Genomic DNA, 19617 nt, shown 5'->3' on the forward strand with positions numbered 1-19617 from the left:
AAGAAGGGGATTTACCATGTTGACAACATTTAAAGCAACGGCAAAAAAATTACCGGAAGGTTTGCAGGTGGAAACGCAGTCGCGCGGATTCAAGGTTCTGATGGACGAACCGAAAGACCTCGGCGGTACGGACGCAAGCCTCAACCCGGTGGAAGACGTGCTGTGCGCGCTCGGCGCGTGCCAGGCGATCTGTGCGGCTGCGTTCGCGCGCGCGCAGGGCATAAAGCTCGACGATTTTTTCGTGGAGCTGGAAGGAGACCTTGATCCGGACGGCTTCCAGGGCAAAGCGCCCGTGCGGAACGGCTTCCAGGAGATCAGGTTCAAGATGCACATGAAAACGGATGCGAGCCAGGAGGAAGCGGAGAGATTCGCGGACTTTATCGAAAGCCGCTGTCCGGTAGGAGATTGCCTGCAAAACGGCGTGAAGCTGGTGCGCTCGGGCGTCGTGGTGGAGTGACAACATAAAAAACTGCCCCGTCTATTAGGTAGCGAGCTATAAAAGCAACGAAAAAGTATTGATTTGCGCCGAGTGAACGGAAAATGGAAAACTCTATGTGATGAGTCATCGTCACATAGAGTTTTTTCGCGTCTGCAAGCCTCCTGCCACCGTCGTTTTCCAGCGTCGTCAGGGCGCGGGGCGCTCCTACTGGCTCTTATGAATCCTTTCTCCTGTGTAAAGCAACACAGATGCTGTGAATGTATCGCCTGTATACGTAAAATCAGCCATGCCGCCATAGCGGGCCGCTACGGCCCTGACGCTGGCGATGCCTATTCCCTCGGCATTGTTCCTGCCAGGCTTTGTAGACAGGAACCGCCCTTCTTCCACACCGATCTCGCCGCCGTAGCTGTTTTCCATGCGGATCAGGATTCTTCCGTCGCCGTCCTCAATTTGCAGGCGGATATATCGCCGCTTTTCTTCCGCCCGAAGGGCGGCGGCCGCGTTTTCCCATAGGTTGCCGAGAATCACCGCCAAATCGCTGCCGCGGGCTCCGGAGTCTTCCGGAAGCGCCGCCACGAGTTCTACGTCGATCCCCGCCTGCCGGGCCAGCGTTTCATAGCGGCGGCATAAGGCGTCGGCCACAAAATTCCCGCAGAGGGGCGGCTGCGTGTCCGCCTCCATACTGTCCGCGTAATCTTTCATATAGGAACGCGCTTCGTCCGTTTTTCCCTGGTTCAAAAGGCCGAGCACTACCTGCGCATGCTGCCTGCGGTCGTGCCGGATACGGCGGATTTCCCCGGCGTGGCTCTCAAGATCCTCCGCCCGCGCACGCTGCAGATCGAGCTGGCGAACGAGTCCGTCGCGCTGCTCGGCCTCCCGGGCGGCCTTGGCTGCGCTTGAGATGGCGGAAGCCATCTGGGAATAGGTGATAAACGCGCACACATCGATCATGATTCTTATGCCAACCGCAACATAGGCATATCTCGAAATCGTAAAAAAGCTTGATTGCAGGATATGAAGCAGTATAAAGAGCAGCGGGATCAGCCAAAGCCGCATATACTGCCGGGAGTTTATCGTGCGCAGCCTCAGGTAAATGCGTCTGCTGGCCCAGGCGAACAATGGCGTTAAAAGCAGCATCAGAAGACCGTACCCGAGGATGTCTCCCCATGTATAATCCCACTGCAGCATGCCGGCGAACCAGATATTATAGATATAGAAGGTCACGTTGTGACAAATGAACTGTACCTGGACCGCAAGGTACAGGAAAAACAGCAGCTTTCCGGCCGGTTCGCACGTCTTCGCACGCAGCAGGAAAAAGCCGGCCGCAAGCATCAAAAGCAGTGTAAGGGGGGCCTGAAACCAATTCCGGCGTTAAGGCTGCCAGAATCGTGTGGACCGCGCCGGTGGCGCAGCCGGCAAGCAAGGCGTACAAAATAAGCTTTGGTATGGGGATCCGCAGCCCGGTCACGCAGAATTTCAGCATTGCCATCAGCAATATCAGAAACCTCCCGACGGACACGACGCAGGGCGTCGTCATACGCGCCAAGGGCGATGAAACGGAAAACGCCTTCGTCATCGAGAAACCGGGCACTGGCTATGAGCTTGCGTTCGATTATACCCTGAACGGAAACAGCATTACGCAAAATGACAAAGATCCGGTCAACGGCTGGTATGTGATTTCCTCGCGCAGCGACATCCCTTCTATTCCGAACGCGCTGACCCTCGACCAGAAGCAGTTGTTTGGACAGGATATTACGGAGTATGCCGGAAGCTATACCGGCGGCAGCAGCATTTTTTTCTGTGCGGCACTTGCCGTGATCGCGGCGGGGATCGCCGTGGCCGCCGCGCTAAACGCTCTTTCGCGCCCGGGGCATTCACCTATGTGAGCAAAATCCGCATCCCGCTACAAGTTGGGCGGGATGCCCTCAACCAAGGCGGAACCGGCGCAAGTCACGCCGGTTCCGCCTTATTCCTGTTTGCTTTCCTTATGGGCCTCTGTGGTTCGGGGCGTTGTTTCTATTCCCCGTCTATTTCACGGATCAGCATGGGGATCGTATAACCAAGGTTCAGGTCGAACGCTTTTTCGGGCTGGACCTCCGCCATGAAGGGCGTGTAGAACAATTCCTTGAATTCCCGCGCAAGCTCCGCCTCGTTTTTCCCGGCGCGCCTGCCTTCCCGCGCCCGGCGCATGAATTCCTTGTTCCAATAGACGGCGTTTTCAATAAATGCCGTGCACGCTTCCCCCTCGAGCAGGCCGCGGTGCGGCGTAAGGATTTTTTCCGCGCCCAGCGCGGCGAGCCTTTCCACCGACTGCATCGCGAGCCCATAGCCCACCATGTAGCAGGGCATCACCATGCCGCCGCCTGCTGGAACGCCCAGCGTCTCGCATGAAAGCAGCAGCTTTTCCTCCTCACACCAGAAGGCGGTACAGCATTTTGTGTGCCCGGGCGCGGGAATTACCCGCAGCTTCATGGTGCCAAGGCCGATCACATCGCCCTCGGATACGGCAATGTCAATATGGAGCCGGTCGGTCCGGTCCTCGTATTCGCTGATGCCCGCGAGGAGCGCCGCGTTGTCGTTCATCTCCCGTATCACCGCCCGCGCAGACGGCTTTTCGAGGATTTTTTTTGCGTATACGCTGCCTGCGACCCGCGCATCCGGCCATGCGTCCTGTACATACGCGCTGCCCGAGGCGTGATCGTAATGGGAATGGGTGAGCAGCACATAATCGAGAGGCCGGTCCTGCAAAATATCTTTGATATTGGCGACCATGCGCCCGGCGCTGCAGGCAAACCCCGAATCGATCAGCGCGGCCTTCTCTTCCGTTACCAGCAAAAAAGCCTCTCCCCCGGGCGTGCCGCCGACGTTTGTAATGGTGTACATCCTGTCCTCCTTTGGCGTGTGGATATTCGTTCTTTATTGTACTGTAAAGACCGCGCCCCGTGCAAGGCCGCTATTGTACTTATCACAGAAATGTTGTATATTTAGTTTGATTTGATTTTTATTGAAAAGGACAGATGAACATGGCAGAACAGAAGCTGCGGGGGAGTTTCTCCAATTTCCCGGTGAATCCGGACGATACGGAACTGATTAACTTTGATGTGGTTGTAAAAATCGGCTCCATGGCTCTCATCCGCAAGGAAGACAACGACATCGATTATAATATTTTTTCGCGGCTGGCCGCAAGCCTGAAACCGGGCTATATCCTCGTTTCGTCGGGCGCGACGGAGATCGGCCGCATCGATTACATGAAACGCAACGGCGGACGCGAGCTTAAGGGGAACCTCGCCGCGATCAAAACGGCCTATTCCGCTCAGGGACAGCCAATCCTGATGGAAATGTACCGTCAGTTCATAAACCCCAAATATTCGGTGCGGCAAGTTCTGGTGGAGCATAGCCATTTCAATGACGAGCGCAAAGTGAACCATATCCGCAACCTGCTTTTTTCCGCAGCCAACCAGAACGCCATCCCGATCGTGAATTATAACGACGCGGTTTCCGATACGGAGAATATGCATCTTGAGCTCCGCGACCTGAAACGCAAAACCGATCATGTCGTGGAATGTGTGGACAACGACGAAACGGCCGCGGTGATCGCCCGGCTCGTGAATGCGCGCATTCTTGTGCTGCTCACAAGCGTGGACGGTATTTATGCCGATGCCGGCGACCCCTCCACGCTGATCGAGGAAGTCGTGGGTGATACCTACGAGGAAGTAGAGCAAAAGATCGACGAGATGATGGCAAACTGCAGCGGCGCGTCCCGGCAGGGGGCGAACGGCGCCAAAGCGAAGCTCCAGTTCGCCAAAGGCCCGCTTAGAAGCGGCACAACGGTCATCATTGCGCACGCGCGGCATAAGCTTTCCGATATCATCAAGGGAAATGTGAAGCGGACGCTGCTGCATATAAAATAAAAGGGGAATATTAAAGGGGAATATTATGGATAACGAAACGTTATACGATGCCATTTTCCATCGGCGCTCGGTACGAAAGTACGACAGCGCCCCGCTCACCGATCAGGCCATTGCGGACCTCGATGCGTTTATCCGCGGGCTGAAGCCGCTGGTCCCGGATATCCGGACGGAAGTGAAGCTGATGCTGTCCGGCGGCATCAAGATAAACGCGCCGCACGCCGTGTGCCTGTATTCCGAGAAAAAGGACGGCTGGCGGATGAACGCCGGCTTTATGATGGAGCAGGTCGATCTCTACCTTTCCGCGAGTAACATCGGCGCGTGCTGGCTCGGGATGACGAAGCCGGATAAAGGCAAGGCTGCGCCCCCGGCTGGGATGGAATGGGCGGCCACGCTGTGCTTCGGTACGCCCGCGCAGCCCATGCACCGTGAAGGCGCGGAACAGTTCAACCGTAAGAGCCTCAACGAGATTTCGGACGTAACGGACCTTTACCATGTGCTTGAAGCGGTGCGCCTCGCCCCATCCGCAATAAACAAGCAGCCGTGGTTTTTCAGCGGCAGCGCCGGGCGCGTAATTGTCAGCCGAAAGAAATCCCTGATGCTCGATAAGCTGAACCAGGTCGATACGGGTATCGCGCTTTGCTGCCTGATGCTTGCTCTCCTCCACCAGGGCAAGGAGGTCTCGTTCTCGTTTGAAAAACAGCCCGTCCCGGAAAAACATATTTTTATGGCGGCGGCAGAAATTACGGACAAGGCGTGACGCGCCTGCCGCAGGGGGCCGTACCGGTCATCGGTACGGCTTTTTACTGCCCGCTAAATTTGGCAGAGAGGATATAATCGGGCTTTCCGGTTGAATCTGTGCGGCAGAAACGGTACAATAAAAAAGATATAATACAATATAAAGAATGTATTATATTGTGAAAAAATAAAAAAATTTATACCAAGGAAGTATTCTGCTATGACTATTGATCGTTCGATCAACCTGAAAAACCTGAAATATCTGATTGCGGGACTGCTTGCGATCGCCGCGGCTGTCGTGTGCCTGAACGTTTTCTTTATCGCTTCACTGAAGAATGCTATGAATCAGGAAGCCGACGAATACCTGGGAGAGATATCCGAACATATTGCCGCCATGATTAACGAGCGCGTAGAAAATGGGTTCCAGACGCTCCGTACCACAGCGCGTTCGCTCCATTTGTTTGACAGCGAGGAGGAAATGCAAAGCTATTTACAGGTCGTAGGAGAAGAAAACAATTTTTCACGCATCACATTTATCGATCCTGAAGGGAACGGTTATGCAAGCGATGGGGAAAGCATCGATACGTCGAACGAAGGGATTCGGAAAGCGATGCGGGGAGAGGAAAATGTTTCGGATGTATTTGTTGCGGCAGACGGGAAAACGTCGGTCTTTTATTCAGTGCCGGTCTACGAGAACGACGACTCCGTTGCCGGCGTTCTTGCGGGAACCAGTTCCGTTGAAACGCTGAAAAGCTTCCTGGACGTGGAGAGCTTCGGCGGAGAGGGATTTTCACAGATCGTCGATTATGATGGAAATTATGTCGTACAGTCGGACAACAAAAATGCCGTCAAAGGGTACGACAACCATTTTACGATGATCGAAAACAACGGAACGCTTGAGGGAGGAAAAACAATCGGGCAGGTCCGCGAGGCGATGGCGGCGAACGAAAGGGGAACATTCCGCTTCGATAACCGAAACGACGGCGTTACGCGGATAGCCAATTATATATCCCTCGCTGTGCCCGATTGGTACCTGTTTTCCATCGTTCCGCTCTCTGTCGTTAGCGCGCAGACTCAAGTGACCATCGATTTCGCAATCGCAATTTCCTGCGTGATGATCGCGCTTTTCATTGTGGTGCTGTTCCTGCTTTACCGTAACTACCGGAAAAGCAACGAGCGGCTGGAAACCCTCGCGTTTGTCGATCCGGTGACAGGCGGCATGAGCAGGCTGAAGTTTGAAATGGAAGCGGAAAAACTGATCCGCGCGGCGGATCCGAACGTCTATGCGATGGTTTCGCTTGATATCCAAAAATTCAAGCTGATTAACGATTCCTTTGGCAGCAAGGCAGGGGACCGTACCCTTCGGTATATTGCCCAGGTGCTGGAACATGAGATCCGGCACGGGGAACTGTCCGCGCGTATTTCGGGCGATACGTTCAGCCTGCTGCTGAAAAACGCCCCGGCTGAAGAGCTGGGTATGCGCCTTGACCGCATCGCGGAAAAAATCAATGGATTCAATTTAAAAGAAAAAAGCAAATATATTCTTCCCGTCGTACAGGGCGTTTATATCGTGGACGATCCCGCGCTCAGCATGATCGTGATCCAGGACCGCGCGGGCGTCGCGAGGAAAAGCAACAAAACGAACAGCGGAAAACTGGTTTCGCGGGTCTTTTATTCCGATGTGGAGCGCATCCGCATGGTACGGGAAAAGGAGATCACCGACAAAATGGAACGGGCGCTGGAAAACCATGAATTTGTCGTTTACCTGCAGCCTAAATACGAGCTGGAGCACGATACCATCGCTGGTGCGGAAGCCCTTGTGCGCTGGGACGATCCGGAAAAGGGCATGATCCCGCCAAATGAATTTATCCCCGTGCTTGAGCGCAACGGCTATATCGTCGAACTCGACCTCTACGTCTTTGAAGCGGTATGCGGGATGCTGCGCCACTGGCTTGACAAAGGGCAGAAGCCCGTGCCCATTTCCGTCAACCTTTCCCGCGTTCACCTCAAGGATTCGGCTTTCCTGATGCGTTTCCGCGAGGTATGGGAAAAATATGATATTCCGGCAGACCTGCTTGAGATCGAACTGACGGAAACGCTGGTATTTGAGAATATGGAGACGCTCATTCATATCATCGATGAGATTCACAAGATTGGCTTCACCTGCTCCCTTGACGATTTTGGAAGCGGCTATTCGTCGCTCAATATGCTCAAAGACGTGCCCGTCGACGTATTGAAGCTGGACCGCGCCTTTTTCCTTGGAGACATGGGCGAGCGTGGAAAGCGGGTAATCGAAGGGGTAATTGATATTTCGCGGAGGCTCCAAATGGGAACGGTGGCAGAGGGCGTGGAAAATATCCCGCAGGTGGAATTCCTGCGGCAGGCCCGCTGCAATATGGTGCAGGGCTTTGTCTTCTCCAAGCCGGTCCCCATGACGGAATTTGAAAAACTCGCCTTTGGCCGGCCCGCCGGGGAAGACTGGGAAGGAGAGCCATGAAAAAACAAAAAAGGCTGAGCCGGGTTTCCATGCAGGCGTTCCTCCTGACCGCGGTCATGGTCGTGCTGTCCTGCTTGCTGATTTTTGCGGTCAACTATACGCTTTCCTACCGCGACATGATCGACAGCCTGCAGGAGCGTGCCGGGGGGATTTATCAATACCTGGAACAAAATTTAAATGTGGAGAGTTTCTCAAGCCTGAATATTCCAGACGATATGAGGGATGAAGAATACCGCGAATTGAAAAAAATGTTTGAGAACATCAAGTCCGTGACGGGCGTGCGCTACCTGTATACCGCCAAGCAGGCGGATACGGGCGAATATATTTACCTCGTTGACGGCCTGCCCTCGGAAAATGAGGATTTTCGCCGTGTGGGAGACCTGATCGAGCCGGAGATCATACCGGATATCGAACGGGCCTACCAAAACGAGATCGTGCTCCCCGAAGAGATTAAGGACACCTCGTGGGGCAATATTTTCATTTCCTATTTTCCCATACATTCGGATGCCGGCAATGGGGAAGTCATTGGTGTGGTCGGGATTGAATTCGATGCGGAGCACCAATACCGGACCTTCCGTTGGCTTGGGATGGCCACGCCCGCCATCATTGCCGTCTGTTGCGTGGTCGCGGGAATCATTGCGGCGCTGCTGTTCAAGCGTATTTCCAACCCGGCCTACCGGGACATGGCGAATACGGACCTGCTGACGGGGCTTGGCAACAGAAATGCGTTCAATGTCGCGCTCAATAACCTGGAGGCGCTGCCGGATAAAACGGGGATCGGTATCGTTATAATCGACCTCGACGACCTCAAGCAGGTCAACGATTCCCTCGGCCACCCGGCCGGGGACGAATATATCCGCGCGGGCGGCAGCCTCGCACAGCGGTTCATTAAGCCGCCCGATGTGCTCTACCGGGTCGGCGGCGACGAATTTGCCGCCTTTGTCCGCGGAAGCAGCGCGGAAGAGCTCGCGGAGGTCGTGAGGGGCGTCGAAGAAGCGGCAGGGGATTTTTACGACCGGAACGGGCTGCGGGTCCGCCTGTCGGTTGGATGCGCGGTGTTCCGGCCGGGGGAGGATGCCGGCATTGCGGATGTCATCGAGCGCGCAGACGAGGCGATGTACCGTATGAAGAAAGCGAAAAAAGAACGCGGCAACGGAGAAAAACCGCCGCAGGCCCCGTAAAGACAGGAACAGGGCTGCAACAAAAACGCCTTTCCCCACGGGGAAAGGCGTTTTATGCGGATCGATTATTTCCTGCAGGCCAGCTTGCCGGACAGCGCTTCCGCAAACAATGCGACGCCGCCGATGATTAGGTAGATCGCAAAGATCCACTGTATCGTGAACCAGCCTGTAATGGGCGCGCAGATGATTAGGATGCCAAGGATCAGGTTGATGATACCGCTGGCAAGCACCCAGCCCGCGCCCGGTTCGCCCGCGCTCTTGAACGCGCCGTATGAGGAAACCTGCGTGATACCGCCGAACAAGGCGAAGAACCCGATGATAAAGGAGAATGTAGACAGCATATTCAGCTTGCCGATTGGGCTGCCAAGCGCTTCCACAAGGATCAGGACGCCGATCAACGTAAAAATAATTCCGTTTGCAAGCGTCCAGCCGTTCCTGTAATCGGCAGGGGTACGCACATAGGCAATGATCTCAAAAATGCCGTAAACGATGAATCCGGCGGTTACAAAGTATCCGATGCCGATCCCCATTGCATACGGGGCCGCAAAGATCAGGATACCGATCACAACCATGCAGATCGCGATCACGGCCCCCGCGGTTTTATTCCCGCCCGTGGCCTGCCGCGCTATATTGTTCAGGCTCATCCTGGATTTTGGCGGCTCTTCGTTTGAATTCTGGCCGTTGTCATTGAATGTTTCATCAGACATAATAATTCCTCCTCTTTTCGGAGCGTGCCGCTGTGAGCGCCATGCCCGCCTAAAATACCTGCCGGGTATCGAACGTATCGTTTCCGGCTTATTGAATTATTAAACATTTTATCCCTGTGCGAAACAGAAATACTGCGCGGCAAACGCTTCCTGTACATTGCGCCGCAGCATGCGGCCGCCGCAAAAAATCATGCCGGAGAATCAAAAAAAGCTTCCTTCCGCTGCGGGAAAGAAGCTTCTTTTCGTTTCCTACTGCTCGATGATGCTTCCGTCCGTATCAACGATGGTGACGCTCCACGGAATCATTTTCCCGCAGTTCCTGAGCGCCTCCATCGCCGCCTGTGCAATGCCGCCGCAGCACGGGACGGACATGCGCACGATCGATACGCTTTTGATGTCGTTCTGCTTCAGGATTTCGGTCAGCTTTTCAGCGTAGTCCGCTTCGTCAAGCTTGGGGCAGCCGATCAGCGTCACCCTGCCGCGGATAAAATCGCTGTGGAAATTGCCGTACGCAAACGCCGTGCAGTCCGCCGCGATTAAAAGATGCGCCCCCTTGAAATACGGAGCGTTCACCGGGACGAGCTGAAGCTGAACGGGCCATTGGGAAAGCTGCGATTCCATCTCGCAGGGCTGTGCCGCCGCAGGCGCGCCCTGCGCATGAGGGGCGCGCTCTATTGCCTTAGACTGCGTTCCCGGACAGCCGCAGGGGAGCGGCTTCGCTCCCGCTTCCATATTTTTTTTAACGGCCTCCGCGTCATATGCCGCCGCCTCGCGTTCCTCAAAGGAGATCGCGTCCGTCGGGCAGACGGGAAGGCAGTCGCCCAGCCCGTCGCAGTAATCGTCGCGCAGCAGCTTCGCCTTGCCGTTTACCATCCCGATCGCACCTTCGTGGCACGCCTGCGCGCACAGCCCGCAGCCATTGCATTTTTCTTTGTTTATAGTAATGATTTTTCGCTTCATAAGTATTGCCACCTCTTTGATTTCATGATTCTATCATATCAAATCCAGAGGGGAAATATGTTGCAATTGCAACAAAATTATTTTCGCGCCTTTTTTCGCTGTGCGGGGATGCTGATTTCCCGGAACCCCTCGCCGGTAATCTCGCCCGCGTCGCCCACGATGATGAACGCATCCGGATCGATCCCGTGGACCAGTCCGTAGACTTTGTAAACCTCCTGTCGCCGTACTGCGCACAGCAGCACCTCGCCTTCCGCGCCGCTGTAACCGCCGCGCGCTTTCAGCTCAGTCACACCGCGCTCCATCCTGGTGAGGATGGCGCGCGCGATCTCCTTGTTTTTGGGCGAAACGATAAACATCATTTTGCCCGTGCCAAGGCTTGTGCCATAAAGCACCGCGTCGATCACGCGGGAGGTGATAAAGATGACGAGGATGGCGTACAGCGGACTCTCGAACTCCCTGTAAACCCAGGCAGAGACGAGCACCACGGTCACGTCCAGCACCATGATTAGCTTGCCGATGGAAATATGGGGAAAACGCTTCGCGAGCAAATTGGCGGCAAGCTCCGTGCCGCCCGAGGTACCGCCGCGCATCAGGATCAGCCCCAGCCCGAGGCCCGCAAGCACGCCGCCGAACGCCACGGTAATCAGCGGCTGCCCCGTATACTGCGGCATGATGCCCGCCGTCGCATCGATTACCACGGAGGAAAGCGCCGTTGCGATCACGGTCTTGATAACAAACTGGAAACCGAATACAAAAAAACCGAGGATAAAAAGGGGAATGTTCATCACCAGGATCATCGTACCGATGGGCAGGCCGAATACGTAATTGAGCATCGTCGCCACGCCTGTCAGCCCGCCGGGCGCAATGTTGTTCGGCGCGGTGAAAATGTTGACGGAAGCGGCATACAGCAGGCTTCCAATCAAAAACAACACGGCATCGGTCACATAACCTTTTATTTTACGGGAACGCAGTTCCATTTGCCTCATCTCCATTTCAAAGCCAAATCTGCCCTCATCATACTCCTTTACTATAAACAGGAAAAGGGTTTGCGTATTAAGTTTGTGCAAAGATTTTTTACGGTGAGGGAACGGTTAACTTAAAAATTGCCCTGCCGCTTTCGGACGGCAGGGCGGCCGGTCTTTTAACTGGCTCAGTACATACGGCAATTTCGTATAAGGCTTAGTTGATTTTTTAGAATAACCGGGTTTCATGAACCGGGTGTGAAGCGATTTTAGTAAACCGTAAAGACCGGGCGCCGCCGCGGCGGAATAAAGGCGAAGTCCCCGATACAATGTATCAGGGACTCCTAAAAACTACCCATTGGCTTGTACCTCCAAGCCGATTTATTTGATCGCCGAAGCGTTATTTATACATTAAACGAAAAATATGAATCTTAAGCAACAAAAGTATGAACAATCTGTGAATCCTGGAAAAGCGGAAGCCCTGCCTTCCGGCAGGGCTTTCCCGTTACTTTTTTTCCCGCAGCTTCTTTTGCTTGCCGCTGATCTCCCGCAGCTTGATCTTCACGATACCGGTGCGCGCGAGTGAGTTGCGGATAGCTTCGTCAAAGCCTCCCATGTTGCTCGGCGCATATTTCTCGCAAATAAGGCGCAGGGCATGGATTTTTTCCGTGTCGTCCGTCACGGGTTCCGCCCGCCCGAAAGCGACAACGCTTTGGTACGCCGTAGAAAACTGCTCGGGGATCGGCACGACGCCGCCCGCGCATACGAGGCAGACATCCGGCTCGTGCTCCATACATTCGAGCTTATAGCCTGCTGGTGCGCAGTGGAAATAGACCGTATTCCCCACGGTGGCGGGCGATATGGGCACCGCGTAGGGCTTCCCGTCCGGGTCCGCCATCGAAAGCACCGCGTATTCGCAGGCGTCGAGCACCCTGCGCGCTTCTTCTTCCGTCATCGCACGTTCTTTTCGTCTCATTTCACGCATCGTTTTTTCCGCCCTTTGCTTTTTAACCAGTATACCATAAAAATTTTTGCTGCCGCCAAAGCTTAAAAACCGGGAAACCCCGCGGGGCTTTCCCGGTTTAAGGCTCAGGTGGACCGGAACGTCGTTTTTTACCCGAGAATCTTTTTCAGGTCTTCCCCCGGCGTCGAGATCGGGCTGATGTTGAATTTTTCCACGAGGATATTCAATACGTTCGGCGATACGAATGCGGGCAGCGTAGGCCCGAGATAGATGTTCTTGATACCCAGTGAAAGCAGGGTCAGCAAAATGCATACCGCCTTTTGTTCATACCACGAAAGCACCATGGAAAGCGGCAGGTCGTTCACGCCGCAGCCAAATGCCTGCGCGAGGGCGATCGCCACCTGGATAGCGGAATATGCGTCGTTGCACTGTCCCATATCCATAATGCGCGGCAGCCCCGCCACCGTGCCGAGATCGAGGTCGTTGAACCGGTATTTTCCGCAGGCCAGCGTAAGGATCACAGAATCTTCCGGTGTCTGTTTGACGAAATCGGTGTAATAATTCCGGCCGGGCTTCGCGCCGTCGCAGCCGCCCACGAGGAAGAAATGCTTGATTTTTCCAGTTTTGACCGCGTCTATTACCTGATCCGCAATGGAAAGCACGGTGTCTACGCCGAAACCGGGTGTCAGCACATGCCCGCCGTTTAAGCCGCTCATCTCGCGTTTTTCCGCATAGCCGCCGAGCGCAAGCGCTTTTTCGATTACAGGCGTGAAATCTTTTTTTCCATCGATATGCGCCATGCCGGGATAGCCTACCACAGAGGTCGTGAATACGCGGTCGGAATAAGAAGGCGTCGGCGGCATCAGGCAGTTTGTAGTAAACAGGATGGGTGCGGGCACGTCCGCGAATTCCTTTTTCTGATTCTGCCACGCCGTGCCGAAGTTGCCCTTGAGGTGCGCATACCTTTTCAGCTCCGGGTATGCGTGCGCGGGCAGCATTTCACCGTGCGTATAGATGTTTACGCCCTTGCCCTCCGTCTGCTCGAGCAGCAGCTTTAAGTCGCGCAGATCATGCCCCGTGACGATGATGAACGGTCCCGCCTCGATATCCGTAGAAACGGGCGTAGGTTCGGGCTTCCCGTATGCGCCCACGTTCGCGTCGTTTAAAAGCGCCATGCACTTGAGGTTCACCTGTCCGCATTCCATCACGAGGGCAAGCCGTTCGTCCATCGCGAGGTCTTTCGCGAGGGAGGCAAGTCCCTTGTAAAAAAATGCGTTTACATCCGGGTCCTCCTTGCCGAGGACACGTGCGTGATGCGCGTACGCCGCCATGCCGCGCATGCCGAACAACAGCAGCGATTCAAGACTGCGTACATCCTCGTCTGCGTGCCATACGTCCTCCGCCGAAAACAGGCAGCTCCCGCCGTATTTGCGGATCAGCACGTCGCCGCGGCTGCATAGCGCCTCGATATCCGTGTCGTCGAAGTTTACGTTCGTTATGGTCGTAAACAGGCTGTCCACAATAAAATTGTCCGTTTCGGCGTCGTGTGGTTTCCCCTCCGCAGCGCAGGAAAGCTCCACCAGTCTTGAGGTAAGCTTATCCTGCAAAAGCGCCGTGTCTACCTTTTTGCCGCAGACCCCGCCGCGTGTGCAGCCGGACCCGTTCGCGGTCTGTTCACATTGAAAACAAAACATTTCCATTCCTGCATCCTCCTTATTGCAGTTCGCCATGCAGCGAAACCGCCATGCCATTCATAATTTTGCCGAGTTGCTTTGCAGTAAAAGTTAACCATTTGATAAACAACTCTTGCCTGGTATAAACAAGAATAGTACAATATGTGGAAATGAGATGTTGCAAATGCAACAAAAAGGAAAAGATGATGGAACAATATTTTGAAATCCTGCAAAAAAATGAATTGTTTGAGGGAACGGATGAAGCGGAACTCCGGTCCATGCTTTCATGCCTCGGATATACGGTCAGGCAATATCCCAAAAATGATATGATCTGGAATGTGGGAGCAAAGGCCCAAAGCTTCGGCATCGTGCTGTGCGGACAGGCGCAGGTCATCCGCGAGGATTGGTTTGGTATGCGCAGCATCATTGCGGCGATCCCGCCGGGCGGTGTGTTTGGAGAGGCGTTCGCCTGTGCGGGCATTCCCAGAAGCCCGGTAGCCGTGCGCGCGGGGGCGGACAGCGCGGTGCTTTTTTTAAGCGCGGAAAAACTTCTCACCGTGTGCAGCAGCGCCTGCGGGTTCCACAGCAGGCTGATCCGCCGCCTTACGCGGATGCTTGCCCTCAAGAATATCGAGCTCAACCGTAAGATCGAATTCATGAGCCGCCGCACGACAAAAGAAAAGCTTGAGGCCTACCTGCTTTCTGAATACGGCAGGCAAAAAAGCAACCCGTTCCTGATTGCGCTCGACCGCGCGGAACTTGCCGATTACCTCGGCGTAGACCGCAGCGCCATGTCGCGCGAGCTCTCGCGCATGAAGCGGGAGGGCGTCATCGATTATTGGAAAAACAGCTTTAAGATACTTGATTTTGAAACAATAAGGAAGAGCTGAATCAAATAAAAACCACCGTAAACCTACAATTATTTTATTCATCATCAAACATCAAAGATTTATGAGGTGGGATTTTTAATACGCTTGCAATATCAAATAATGTATCAAGAGAAATAGCTTTGTTGATATTAGGCGCCTCTGCATATCCTGTGAATGCGGCATTTCTACCTACCGCTTCCGCAAGATCCCCTGTGTCATTTGGCGGAGCTTATTTTCCTTGCATCCACTCCATGATTTGCCGTACGGCGATTTCCTGCTGCTCTTCGGGAAAGACCGCCGCCTCACCGTCTCCGTCCTGCGCTCCATAGCTGCCAAAACCCGCGTGGTTGCCGCCTTCGATTTCATAGAAAACGGTATCGCGGGGAAAAGAGGAAAGAGCCGCTTCATATTTTTCCCGGTTCAATACGCCGTCGGCCGAAGCCGTAAGGGAAAGCGCCCGCAGGCCGCTTGCGGAAAGGTCGGAATTGGGATACGCGGCGAGGAACACCACGCCCGAAATACGGTCGTCCTTCGCGGCGTAATCCGCCGCCATCACACCGCCGAGCGAATGTCCGCCGATAATCCAGGTTTTGATCTCCGGATGCGCGCCGATCACTCCTTCTGCGCCCCCGCTGTTAAATACCGCAAGGTCAAACGGCATCTTTACGATCACGGAGAGGACGCCCCCGTCCGCCAGCCCGTGCGCAAGCTGCGCATAGGCCTCCGCATCCACCTTGCCGCCCGGGTAGAAGATAAAGCCGGTGCTTTGCGGATTTTCAGCGGGCGTAAAGGTGATTTCGCTTCCGGTATCCGTTACGGTTACGCCGTCCGTACCTGAAAGCGCCCACAGGGCTTCGTCCGCCGCCGCGTGGTTTCCGGTCAGCAGGTAAATAAACATCGCGGCGGCGATCACGGTCACGGTCACAATAATAATGATTTTCAGAAGACGTTTCTTTTTCATAAAACCTCTGTGGAACACCTTATTTCCACGAAGGGATGGTAAGCGGCTGCGTAAACCAGTCGATACATTCCCAATTCTCGTGTCTGGTCACCTTGTCAAACGCGTTGCGGAAAAATTCGCGGACCGCAGCCGTGGGGTCGGGATAGGAAAGCGCGTCCTCGAGCGTGAAGAAATATTCCATTTTCTGCGGGCTCCAGATCGCCTTATCCGGCGCAACGCCCTGCGCGGCCATATCGTCCTTGATAAAGGGATAGGGCATGATAAAGAACGAAGGGGCTGCGAGGGTGTCGTCCCCGGCCCAAAAACCGAACTCCATAAACTGTTCGTCAAATCCGTTCGCCTCGATCACGCCGCTGCCCGGGTAAGGGCTCGGTTTGCCGGAAAAAAGGATCGCCGAAACGTCGAACGTGCCCCAGAAAAACGAGGGGAGCAGCTTTTTCCCGCGGAAGGGCGATGTGAAATCGAGAAGCGCGTTATGCGCGTACACATACATCTGGAAAAAATCCCGGGCGGCACAGCCGTCGTAATCCCTTTTATCGGTATCGTCGTAAAACGGGACCTTTGTTCCCATCTCCTGCGGGACCTCGTTGATGACCGTATCGCACATCAGCGTCCCCAGCATTTTTTTGAAGTCGTTGTAATATTCGCTTACGGACGTGTTGTTGCGCAGCGAAAAACCGGCCGTATCGCCGGAAATAGTCTGCGCGAATACGGTGGAAGTATCGAGGTTGAGCGCGATTGCAAAGCTGCGCTCGCCGTGGGGGATAAGGCCGGTCGTCAGTCCCTGCGGGGTAAGGTGCAGAACCACATGCCCCCATTCGGGCTGCGCGGGCATCCGCACAAGCTTCACCTTGCCCATCATCTGCGCGATCATGTGCAGGGTATACGCCGTCTGCGTCCATTCATTGTAATTGATTACTTTTTCCATAATAAAAAACCTCCTGAATTCGATTGCTCCGGAGGCTTATCGCCGCAGCACATGCCTTTCGGCCCGATTACTGCCTGCGTTCCGCACAGGCCGGTCAGGATTTCTTTTTGTCCGCATGCGGACAATTTGCACAGCCGCTCCGGCTGCGGTTGCATTCGCTGCAGCCGACGCACTCGCCCTTTTTCCGCTTTTTCACGATATACGTAATGGCAGCGGCAGCCGCAGCCAAAACCGCGATCATTAAAATAACATCGGTCATATTCCATCATCCGCCTAGAAATAGCGAGCCGGCCTGGAAAATAATGAACGCGACCACCCAGGCCGCAAGAGTCTGGTAAATGATCGTAAGCACCGCGTTTTTTCCGCCCAGCTCGCGCTTTGTCGTTGCGACCGCCGCGATACACGGCATGTACAACAAGACAAACGACAGGAACGAGTATGCGGAAAGCGGCGTGAAAAGCGTTGTCAGCACCTGTTCGCCTCCGGTCAGCACCGACAATGTACTTATAACCGTTTCCTTGGCGGTTAAACCGGTAATAAGCGCTGTCCCGGCCTGCCAGCTGCCGAAGCCGAGCGGCGCAAACACCGGGGCGATCGCCCGTCCGATGTCCGCGAGGATGCTCTGGCTATTGTCCGTGACAAAATTGAATTGGAAGTCAAACGACTGCAAAAACCAAATGACGATGCTCGCGAGGAAAATGATGGTGAACGCGCGCACCAGAAAATCCTTGGCCTTCTCCCACATGTGCAGCAGCACGCTTTTTGGGGAGGGCAGGCGGTAGGCGGGCAGCTCGAGCACAAACGGCACGGGATTGCCCTTGAAAAGCGTCTTTTTAAACAATAAGCCGGTCAAAATAGCGACCACGATCCCAAGCAGGTAAAGCGAGATCATCACCAACGCTTGGTTCTGCGTAAAAAACGCCGCGGTAAACAGCGCGTAAATGGGCACCTTGGCCCCGCATGACATGAACGGCGTAATCAGGATGGTGAGCTTCCTGTCCCGGTCGCTCGCCAGCGTCCGTGCCGACATAATCGCCGGAACGCTGCACCCGAAACCGATCAGCATAGGCACGAAAGAGCGCCCCGAAAGGCCGATTTTCCGCAGGGAACTATCCATCACAAAGGCGACGCGCGCCATATATCCCGAATCCTCGAGGATCGAGAGAAAGAAAAACAGGATCACGATCACGGGCAGGAACGAAAGCACCGTACCGACGCCCGTAAACACTCCGTCGATGATAAAGGAGTGCATCCACAGGGAAACGCCCGCCCCCGTAAGCGCCGCGTCCGCCGCGTCCGTCACAAAAGCGATCCCCTCCTCGAATGCGCCCGATAAAAAGCCGCCGATAGGCCCGAACGTCAGGTAAAAAATGAACGCCATAATTCCAACGAAAATCGGGATCGCCCAGATTTTATGGGTAAGGATTTTATCGATTTTTATGGAACGCTGCATCTCGCGCGTGCCGCTTTTTTGGCTGACGCAGTCGTCGTACAGTTGCTCGATGAACTGGTAGCGCATATCGGCAAGGGCCGCCTCGCGGTCCGTGCCCGTGCCTTCCTCCATCTGGTCGATGATGTGCTGCAAAATATCTTTATCCGATTCGTCGAGCTCAAGCACCTCTTCAAGGGGCGCGTCGCCCTCAATCAGCTTGGATGCCGCAAACCGTGCGGGATATCCCGCGGCGGCGGCGTGGTCCTCGATCAGGTGCTTGGCGGCGTGCAGCGCCTTGTGCACCTCGCCCTCGCAGAAGTCTGTCCGCTTTGGCAGCTGCCGCGCCTTGATTACGCGCCGCAGCTCCTCCACCAGTTCTTCCACGCCCTGGTTTTTGGCGGCAGAGATTGGCACGACGGGCACGCCGAGTTCCCCGCTTAATTTTTTGATGTCAATGGCAATACCGCTCGCGCGCACCTCGTCCATCATGTTGAGGGCGATAACCATCGGGTGGCCAAGCTCGATCAGCTGCAGCGTCAGGTACAGGTTGCGCTGCAGGTTCGTCGCGTCCACGATGTTGAGGATCGCGTCGGGATTCTGCTTGATGATAAAATCGCGCGAAACGATCTCTTCGGGCGTGTAGGGGGACAGGGAATAGATGCCGGGCAGGTCCACGACAGACATGTCCTTTTCGCCCTTGATCCGGCCCTCCTTGTGCTCCACTGTAACGCCGGGGAAATTGCCCACATGCTGGCTTGAGCCCGTGAGCTGGTTGAATAATGTAGTTTTGCCGCAATTCTGGTTTCCGGCAAGCGCAATCAGGATACTCATGCGGTGCGGCCTCCCCTGCGGCGGCGGCACCGCGTGCATTCCTGCGCCGCGTCCCCGGTCAGTATTTCGATTTCGGCCGCGTCGTCCTTCCTGAGCGTAAGCTGGTATCCGCGGATATGAATTTCGATCGGATCGCCGGACGGCGCCATTTTTTGGACCATTACGCACGTCCCGGGCGTAAGTCCCATTTCAAGCAGGCGGCGCCGAAGCGCACCCCGCCCGCCCACCGCGCGTATCACGCCAGACTCGCCGGGCTTCAATTGATCTAGTGTATTCATTTGGGTCGACCTCCCGGCATTAGCCGCAGCTAATGCCAATCCGTAAAAGAGGAGTTTTGAGGCCCCATTTCCTCGAAACTCCTACCGTTCTTCTGTTTCTAATGGTACTGGAAAACCCGGTCGTTGTCAATCGGGACAAGAATTTTCACAAAAAAACGGCGCTGCTTTTTTGTTGAGATAGCGGGGCCGGCGTTTTTCGCTTTTCTGCGGGAAAGGATTCAAAGAAAAGGACAGGGAAAAAAACGGGTCCGTCACTCACGCCGCCTCCGGGCGCTTGGGAGGGGGATAA

Annotated in this window: 19 protein-coding genes; 7 read left to right on the plus strand and 12 right to left on the minus strand. The window is 54.9% G+C overall.

Features of this window, described 5'->3' with window-relative positions; genetic code table 11:
• Positions 1-16 precede the first annotated feature (16 nt).
• Positions 17-457, plus strand: a complete 441-nt coding sequence (locus B1H56_RS12510) for an OsmC family protein (RefSeq protein ID WP_066521075.1) — start codon at positions 17-19, stop codon at positions 455-457.
• A 186-nt stretch (positions 458-643) separates the two neighbouring features.
• On the opposite strand, the gene B1H56_RS12515 is transcribed toward B1H56_RS12510, so the two are convergent.
• Entirely contained in the window at positions 644-1771 is a 1128-nt protein-coding gene (locus B1H56_RS12515) for a sensor histidine kinase (protein ID WP_066739808.1), read from the minus strand.
• 56 nt (positions 1772-1827) lie between these two features.
• Between B1H56_RS12515 and B1H56_RS12520 the strand changes: the two genes are divergently transcribed.
• Positions 1828-2325 carry a hypothetical protein gene (locus B1H56_RS12520; protein WP_066521077.1) on the plus strand — a complete coding sequence of 166 codons (498 nt, stop codon included), beginning with the start codon at positions 1828-1830 and terminating at the stop codon, positions 2323-2325.
• A gap of 130 nt (positions 2326-2455) precedes the next feature.
• Here the strand turns inward: B1H56_RS12520 and B1H56_RS12525 are convergent, their stop codons facing one another.
• Positions 2456-3322: an MBL fold metallo-hydrolase gene (locus tag B1H56_RS12525; protein WP_066521079.1), complete on the minus strand. Its 867-nt coding sequence runs from the start codon at positions 3320-3322 to the stop codon at positions 2456-2458.
• A 140-nt stretch (positions 3323-3462) separates the two neighbouring features.
• Here B1H56_RS12525 and B1H56_RS12530 point away from each other — a divergent pair, with 140 nt between their 5' ends.
• The 4 genes from B1H56_RS12530 to B1H56_RS12545 all read left to right on the plus strand — a co-directional run bounded on the left by B1H56_RS12530 (position 3463) and on the right by B1H56_RS12545 (position 8763).
• The gene (locus tag B1H56_RS12530) at positions 3463-4350 is read left to right on the plus strand and encodes an amino acid kinase family protein (RefSeq protein WP_242862012.1); all 888 of its coding nucleotides are present in this window, start codon (positions 3463-3465) and stop codon (positions 4348-4350) included.
• A gap of 25 nt (positions 4351-4375) precedes the next feature.
• Positions 4376-5107 carry a nitroreductase family protein gene (locus tag B1H56_RS12535; RefSeq protein WP_066521081.1) on the plus strand — a complete coding sequence of 244 codons (732 nt, stop codon included), beginning with the start codon at positions 4376-4378 and terminating at the stop codon, positions 5105-5107.
• A gap of 198 nt (positions 5108-5305) precedes the next feature.
• Complete coding sequence (locus B1H56_RS12540) at positions 5306-7582, plus strand: bifunctional diguanylate cyclase/phosphodiesterase (protein ID WP_066739805.1); 2277 nt, start codon at positions 5306-5308, stop codon at positions 7580-7582.
• On the plus strand, positions 7579-8763 hold the full coding sequence (locus B1H56_RS12545; RefSeq protein ID WP_121419010.1) for a GGDEF domain-containing protein: 1185 nt from the start codon (positions 7579-7581) through the stop codon (positions 8761-8763). The genes B1H56_RS12540 and B1H56_RS12545 overlap by 4 nt, the downstream gene beginning before the upstream one ends.
• Before the next feature lie 65 nt (positions 8764-8828).
• Here B1H56_RS12545 and B1H56_RS12550 read toward each other — a convergent pair whose 3' ends face one another.
• The 5 genes from B1H56_RS12550 to hcp form a co-directional block, all read right to left on the minus strand.
• On the minus strand, positions 8829-9470 hold the full coding sequence (locus B1H56_RS12550; RefSeq protein ID WP_066521086.1) for an HdeD family acid-resistance protein: 642 nt from the start codon (positions 9468-9470) through the stop codon (positions 8829-8831).
• 249 nt (positions 9471-9719) lie between these two features.
• Positions 9720-10430 (minus strand): ATP-binding protein, encoded by a 711-nt coding sequence (locus tag B1H56_RS12555; protein WP_066521088.1) that lies wholly within the window; start codon positions 10428-10430, stop codon positions 9720-9722.
• Positions 10431-10507: 77 nt separating this feature from the next.
• Positions 10508-11407 carry a YitT family protein gene (locus B1H56_RS12560; protein ID WP_242862011.1) on the minus strand — a complete coding sequence of 300 codons (900 nt, stop codon included), beginning with the start codon at positions 11405-11407 and terminating at the stop codon, positions 10508-10510.
• A gap of 490 nt (positions 11408-11897) precedes the next feature.
• A complete protein-coding gene (locus B1H56_RS12565) occupies positions 11898-12368 on the minus strand; it encodes a pyridoxamine 5'-phosphate oxidase family protein (RefSeq protein ID WP_066521273.1) in 471 nt (156 codons plus the stop codon).
• Between the two features lie 137 nt (positions 12369-12505).
• Complete coding sequence (gene hcp, locus B1H56_RS12570; protein WP_066521092.1) at positions 12506-14056, minus strand: hydroxylamine reductase; 1551 nt, start codon at positions 14054-14056, stop codon at positions 12506-12508.
• A 176-nt stretch (positions 14057-14232) separates the two neighbouring features.
• Here hcp and B1H56_RS12575 point away from each other — a divergent pair, with 176 nt between their 5' ends.
• Positions 14233-14919, plus strand: a complete 687-nt coding sequence (locus B1H56_RS12575) for a Crp/Fnr family transcriptional regulator (protein WP_242862010.1) — start codon at positions 14233-14235, stop codon at positions 14917-14919.
• 208 nt (positions 14920-15127) lie between these two features.
• Here B1H56_RS12575 and B1H56_RS12585 read toward each other — a convergent pair whose 3' ends face one another.
• The 5 genes from B1H56_RS12585 to B1H56_RS12605 form a co-directional block, all read right to left on the minus strand.
• Positions 15128-15859, minus strand: a complete 732-nt coding sequence (locus B1H56_RS12585) for an alpha/beta hydrolase (RefSeq protein ID WP_066521095.1) — start codon at positions 15857-15859, stop codon at positions 15128-15130.
• Positions 15860-15878: 19 nt separating this feature from the next.
• The gene (locus B1H56_RS12590; RefSeq protein WP_066521097.1) at positions 15879-16787 is read right to left on the minus strand and encodes a DUF5996 family protein; all 909 of its coding nucleotides are present in this window, start codon (positions 16785-16787) and stop codon (positions 15879-15881) included.
• 94 nt (positions 16788-16881) lie between these two features.
• Positions 16882-17046, minus strand: a complete 165-nt coding sequence (locus tag B1H56_RS12595; protein ID WP_082771078.1) for a FeoB-associated Cys-rich membrane protein — start codon at positions 17044-17046, stop codon at positions 16882-16884.
• Between the two features lie 6 nt (positions 17047-17052).
• The gene (gene feoB, locus B1H56_RS12600; protein ID WP_066521098.1) at positions 17053-19050 is read right to left on the minus strand and encodes a ferrous iron transport protein B; all 1998 of its coding nucleotides are present in this window, start codon (positions 19048-19050) and stop codon (positions 17053-17055) included.
• Entirely contained in the window at positions 19047-19328 is a 282-nt protein-coding gene (locus B1H56_RS12605; protein ID WP_066521101.1) for a FeoA family protein, read from the minus strand. Before B1H56_RS12605 ends, feoB begins: the two co-directional genes overlap by 4 nt.
• Positions 19329-19617 lie beyond the last annotated feature (289 nt).

The organism is Christensenella minuta (assembly GCF_003628755.1).
Classification (GTDB): domain Bacteria; phylum Bacillota; class Clostridia; order Christensenellales; family Christensenellaceae; genus Christensenella; species Christensenella minuta.

Coding starts and splice junctions, on each gene's coding strand:
- B1H56_RS12555 (WP_066521088.1), bottom strand. CDS start 10,430: ATGAAGCGAAAAATCATTACTATAAACAAAGAAAAATGCAATGGCTGC.
- B1H56_RS12590 (WP_066521097.1), bottom strand. CDS start 16,787: ATGGAAAAAGTAATCAATTACAATGAATGGACGCAGACGGCGTATACC.
- B1H56_RS12530 (WP_242862012.1), top strand. CDS start 3,463: ATGGCAGAACAGAAGCTGCGGGGGAGTTTCTCCAATTTCCCGGTGAAT.
- B1H56_RS12595 (WP_082771078.1), bottom strand. CDS start 17,046: ATGACCGATGTTATTTTAATGATCGCGGTTTTGGCTGCGGCTGCCGCT.
- B1H56_RS12525 (WP_066521079.1), bottom strand. CDS start 3,322: ATGTACACCATTACAAACGTCGGCGGCACGCCCGGGGGAGAGGCTTTT.
- B1H56_RS12535 (WP_066521081.1), top strand. CDS start 4,376: ATGGATAACGAAACGTTATACGATGCCATTTTCCATCGGCGCTCGGTA.
- B1H56_RS12605 (WP_066521101.1), bottom strand. CDS start 19,328: ATGAATACACTAGATCAATTGAAGCCCGGCGAGTCTGGCGTGATACGC.
- B1H56_RS12575 (WP_242862010.1), top strand. CDS start 14,233: ATGATGGAACAATATTTTGAAATCCTGCAAAAAAATGAATTGTTTGAG.
- B1H56_RS12510 (WP_066521075.1), top strand. CDS start 17: ATGTTGACAACATTTAAAGCAACGGCAAAAAAATTACCGGAAGGTTTG.
- B1H56_RS12585 (WP_066521095.1), bottom strand. CDS start 15,859: ATGAAAAAGAAACGTCTTCTGAAAATCATTATTATTGTGACCGTGACC.
- B1H56_RS12540 (WP_066739805.1), top strand. CDS start 5,306: ATGACTATTGATCGTTCGATCAACCTGAAAAACCTGAAATATCTGATT.
- B1H56_RS12550 (WP_066521086.1), bottom strand. CDS start 9,470: ATGTCTGATGAAACATTCAATGACAACGGCCAGAATTCAAACGAAGAG.
- B1H56_RS12545 (WP_121419010.1), top strand. CDS start 7,579: ATGAAAAAACAAAAAAGGCTGAGCCGGGTTTCCATGCAGGCGTTCCTC.
- hcp (WP_066521092.1), bottom strand. CDS start 14,056: ATGGAAATGTTTTGTTTTCAATGTGAACAGACCGCGAACGGGTCCGGC.
- B1H56_RS12565 (WP_066521273.1), bottom strand. CDS start 12,368: ATGAGACGAAAAGAACGTGCGATGACGGAAGAAGAAGCGCGCAGGGTG.
- B1H56_RS12515 (WP_066739808.1), bottom strand. CDS start 1,771: ATGCTTGCGGCCGGCTTTTTCCTGCTGCGTGCGAAGACGTGCGAACCG.
- B1H56_RS12560 (WP_242862011.1), bottom strand. CDS start 11,407: ATGGAACTGCGTTCCCGTAAAATAAAAGGTTATGTGACCGATGCCGTG.
- feoB (WP_066521098.1), bottom strand. CDS start 19,050: ATGAGTATCCTGATTGCGCTTGCCGGAAACCAGAATTGCGGCAAAACT.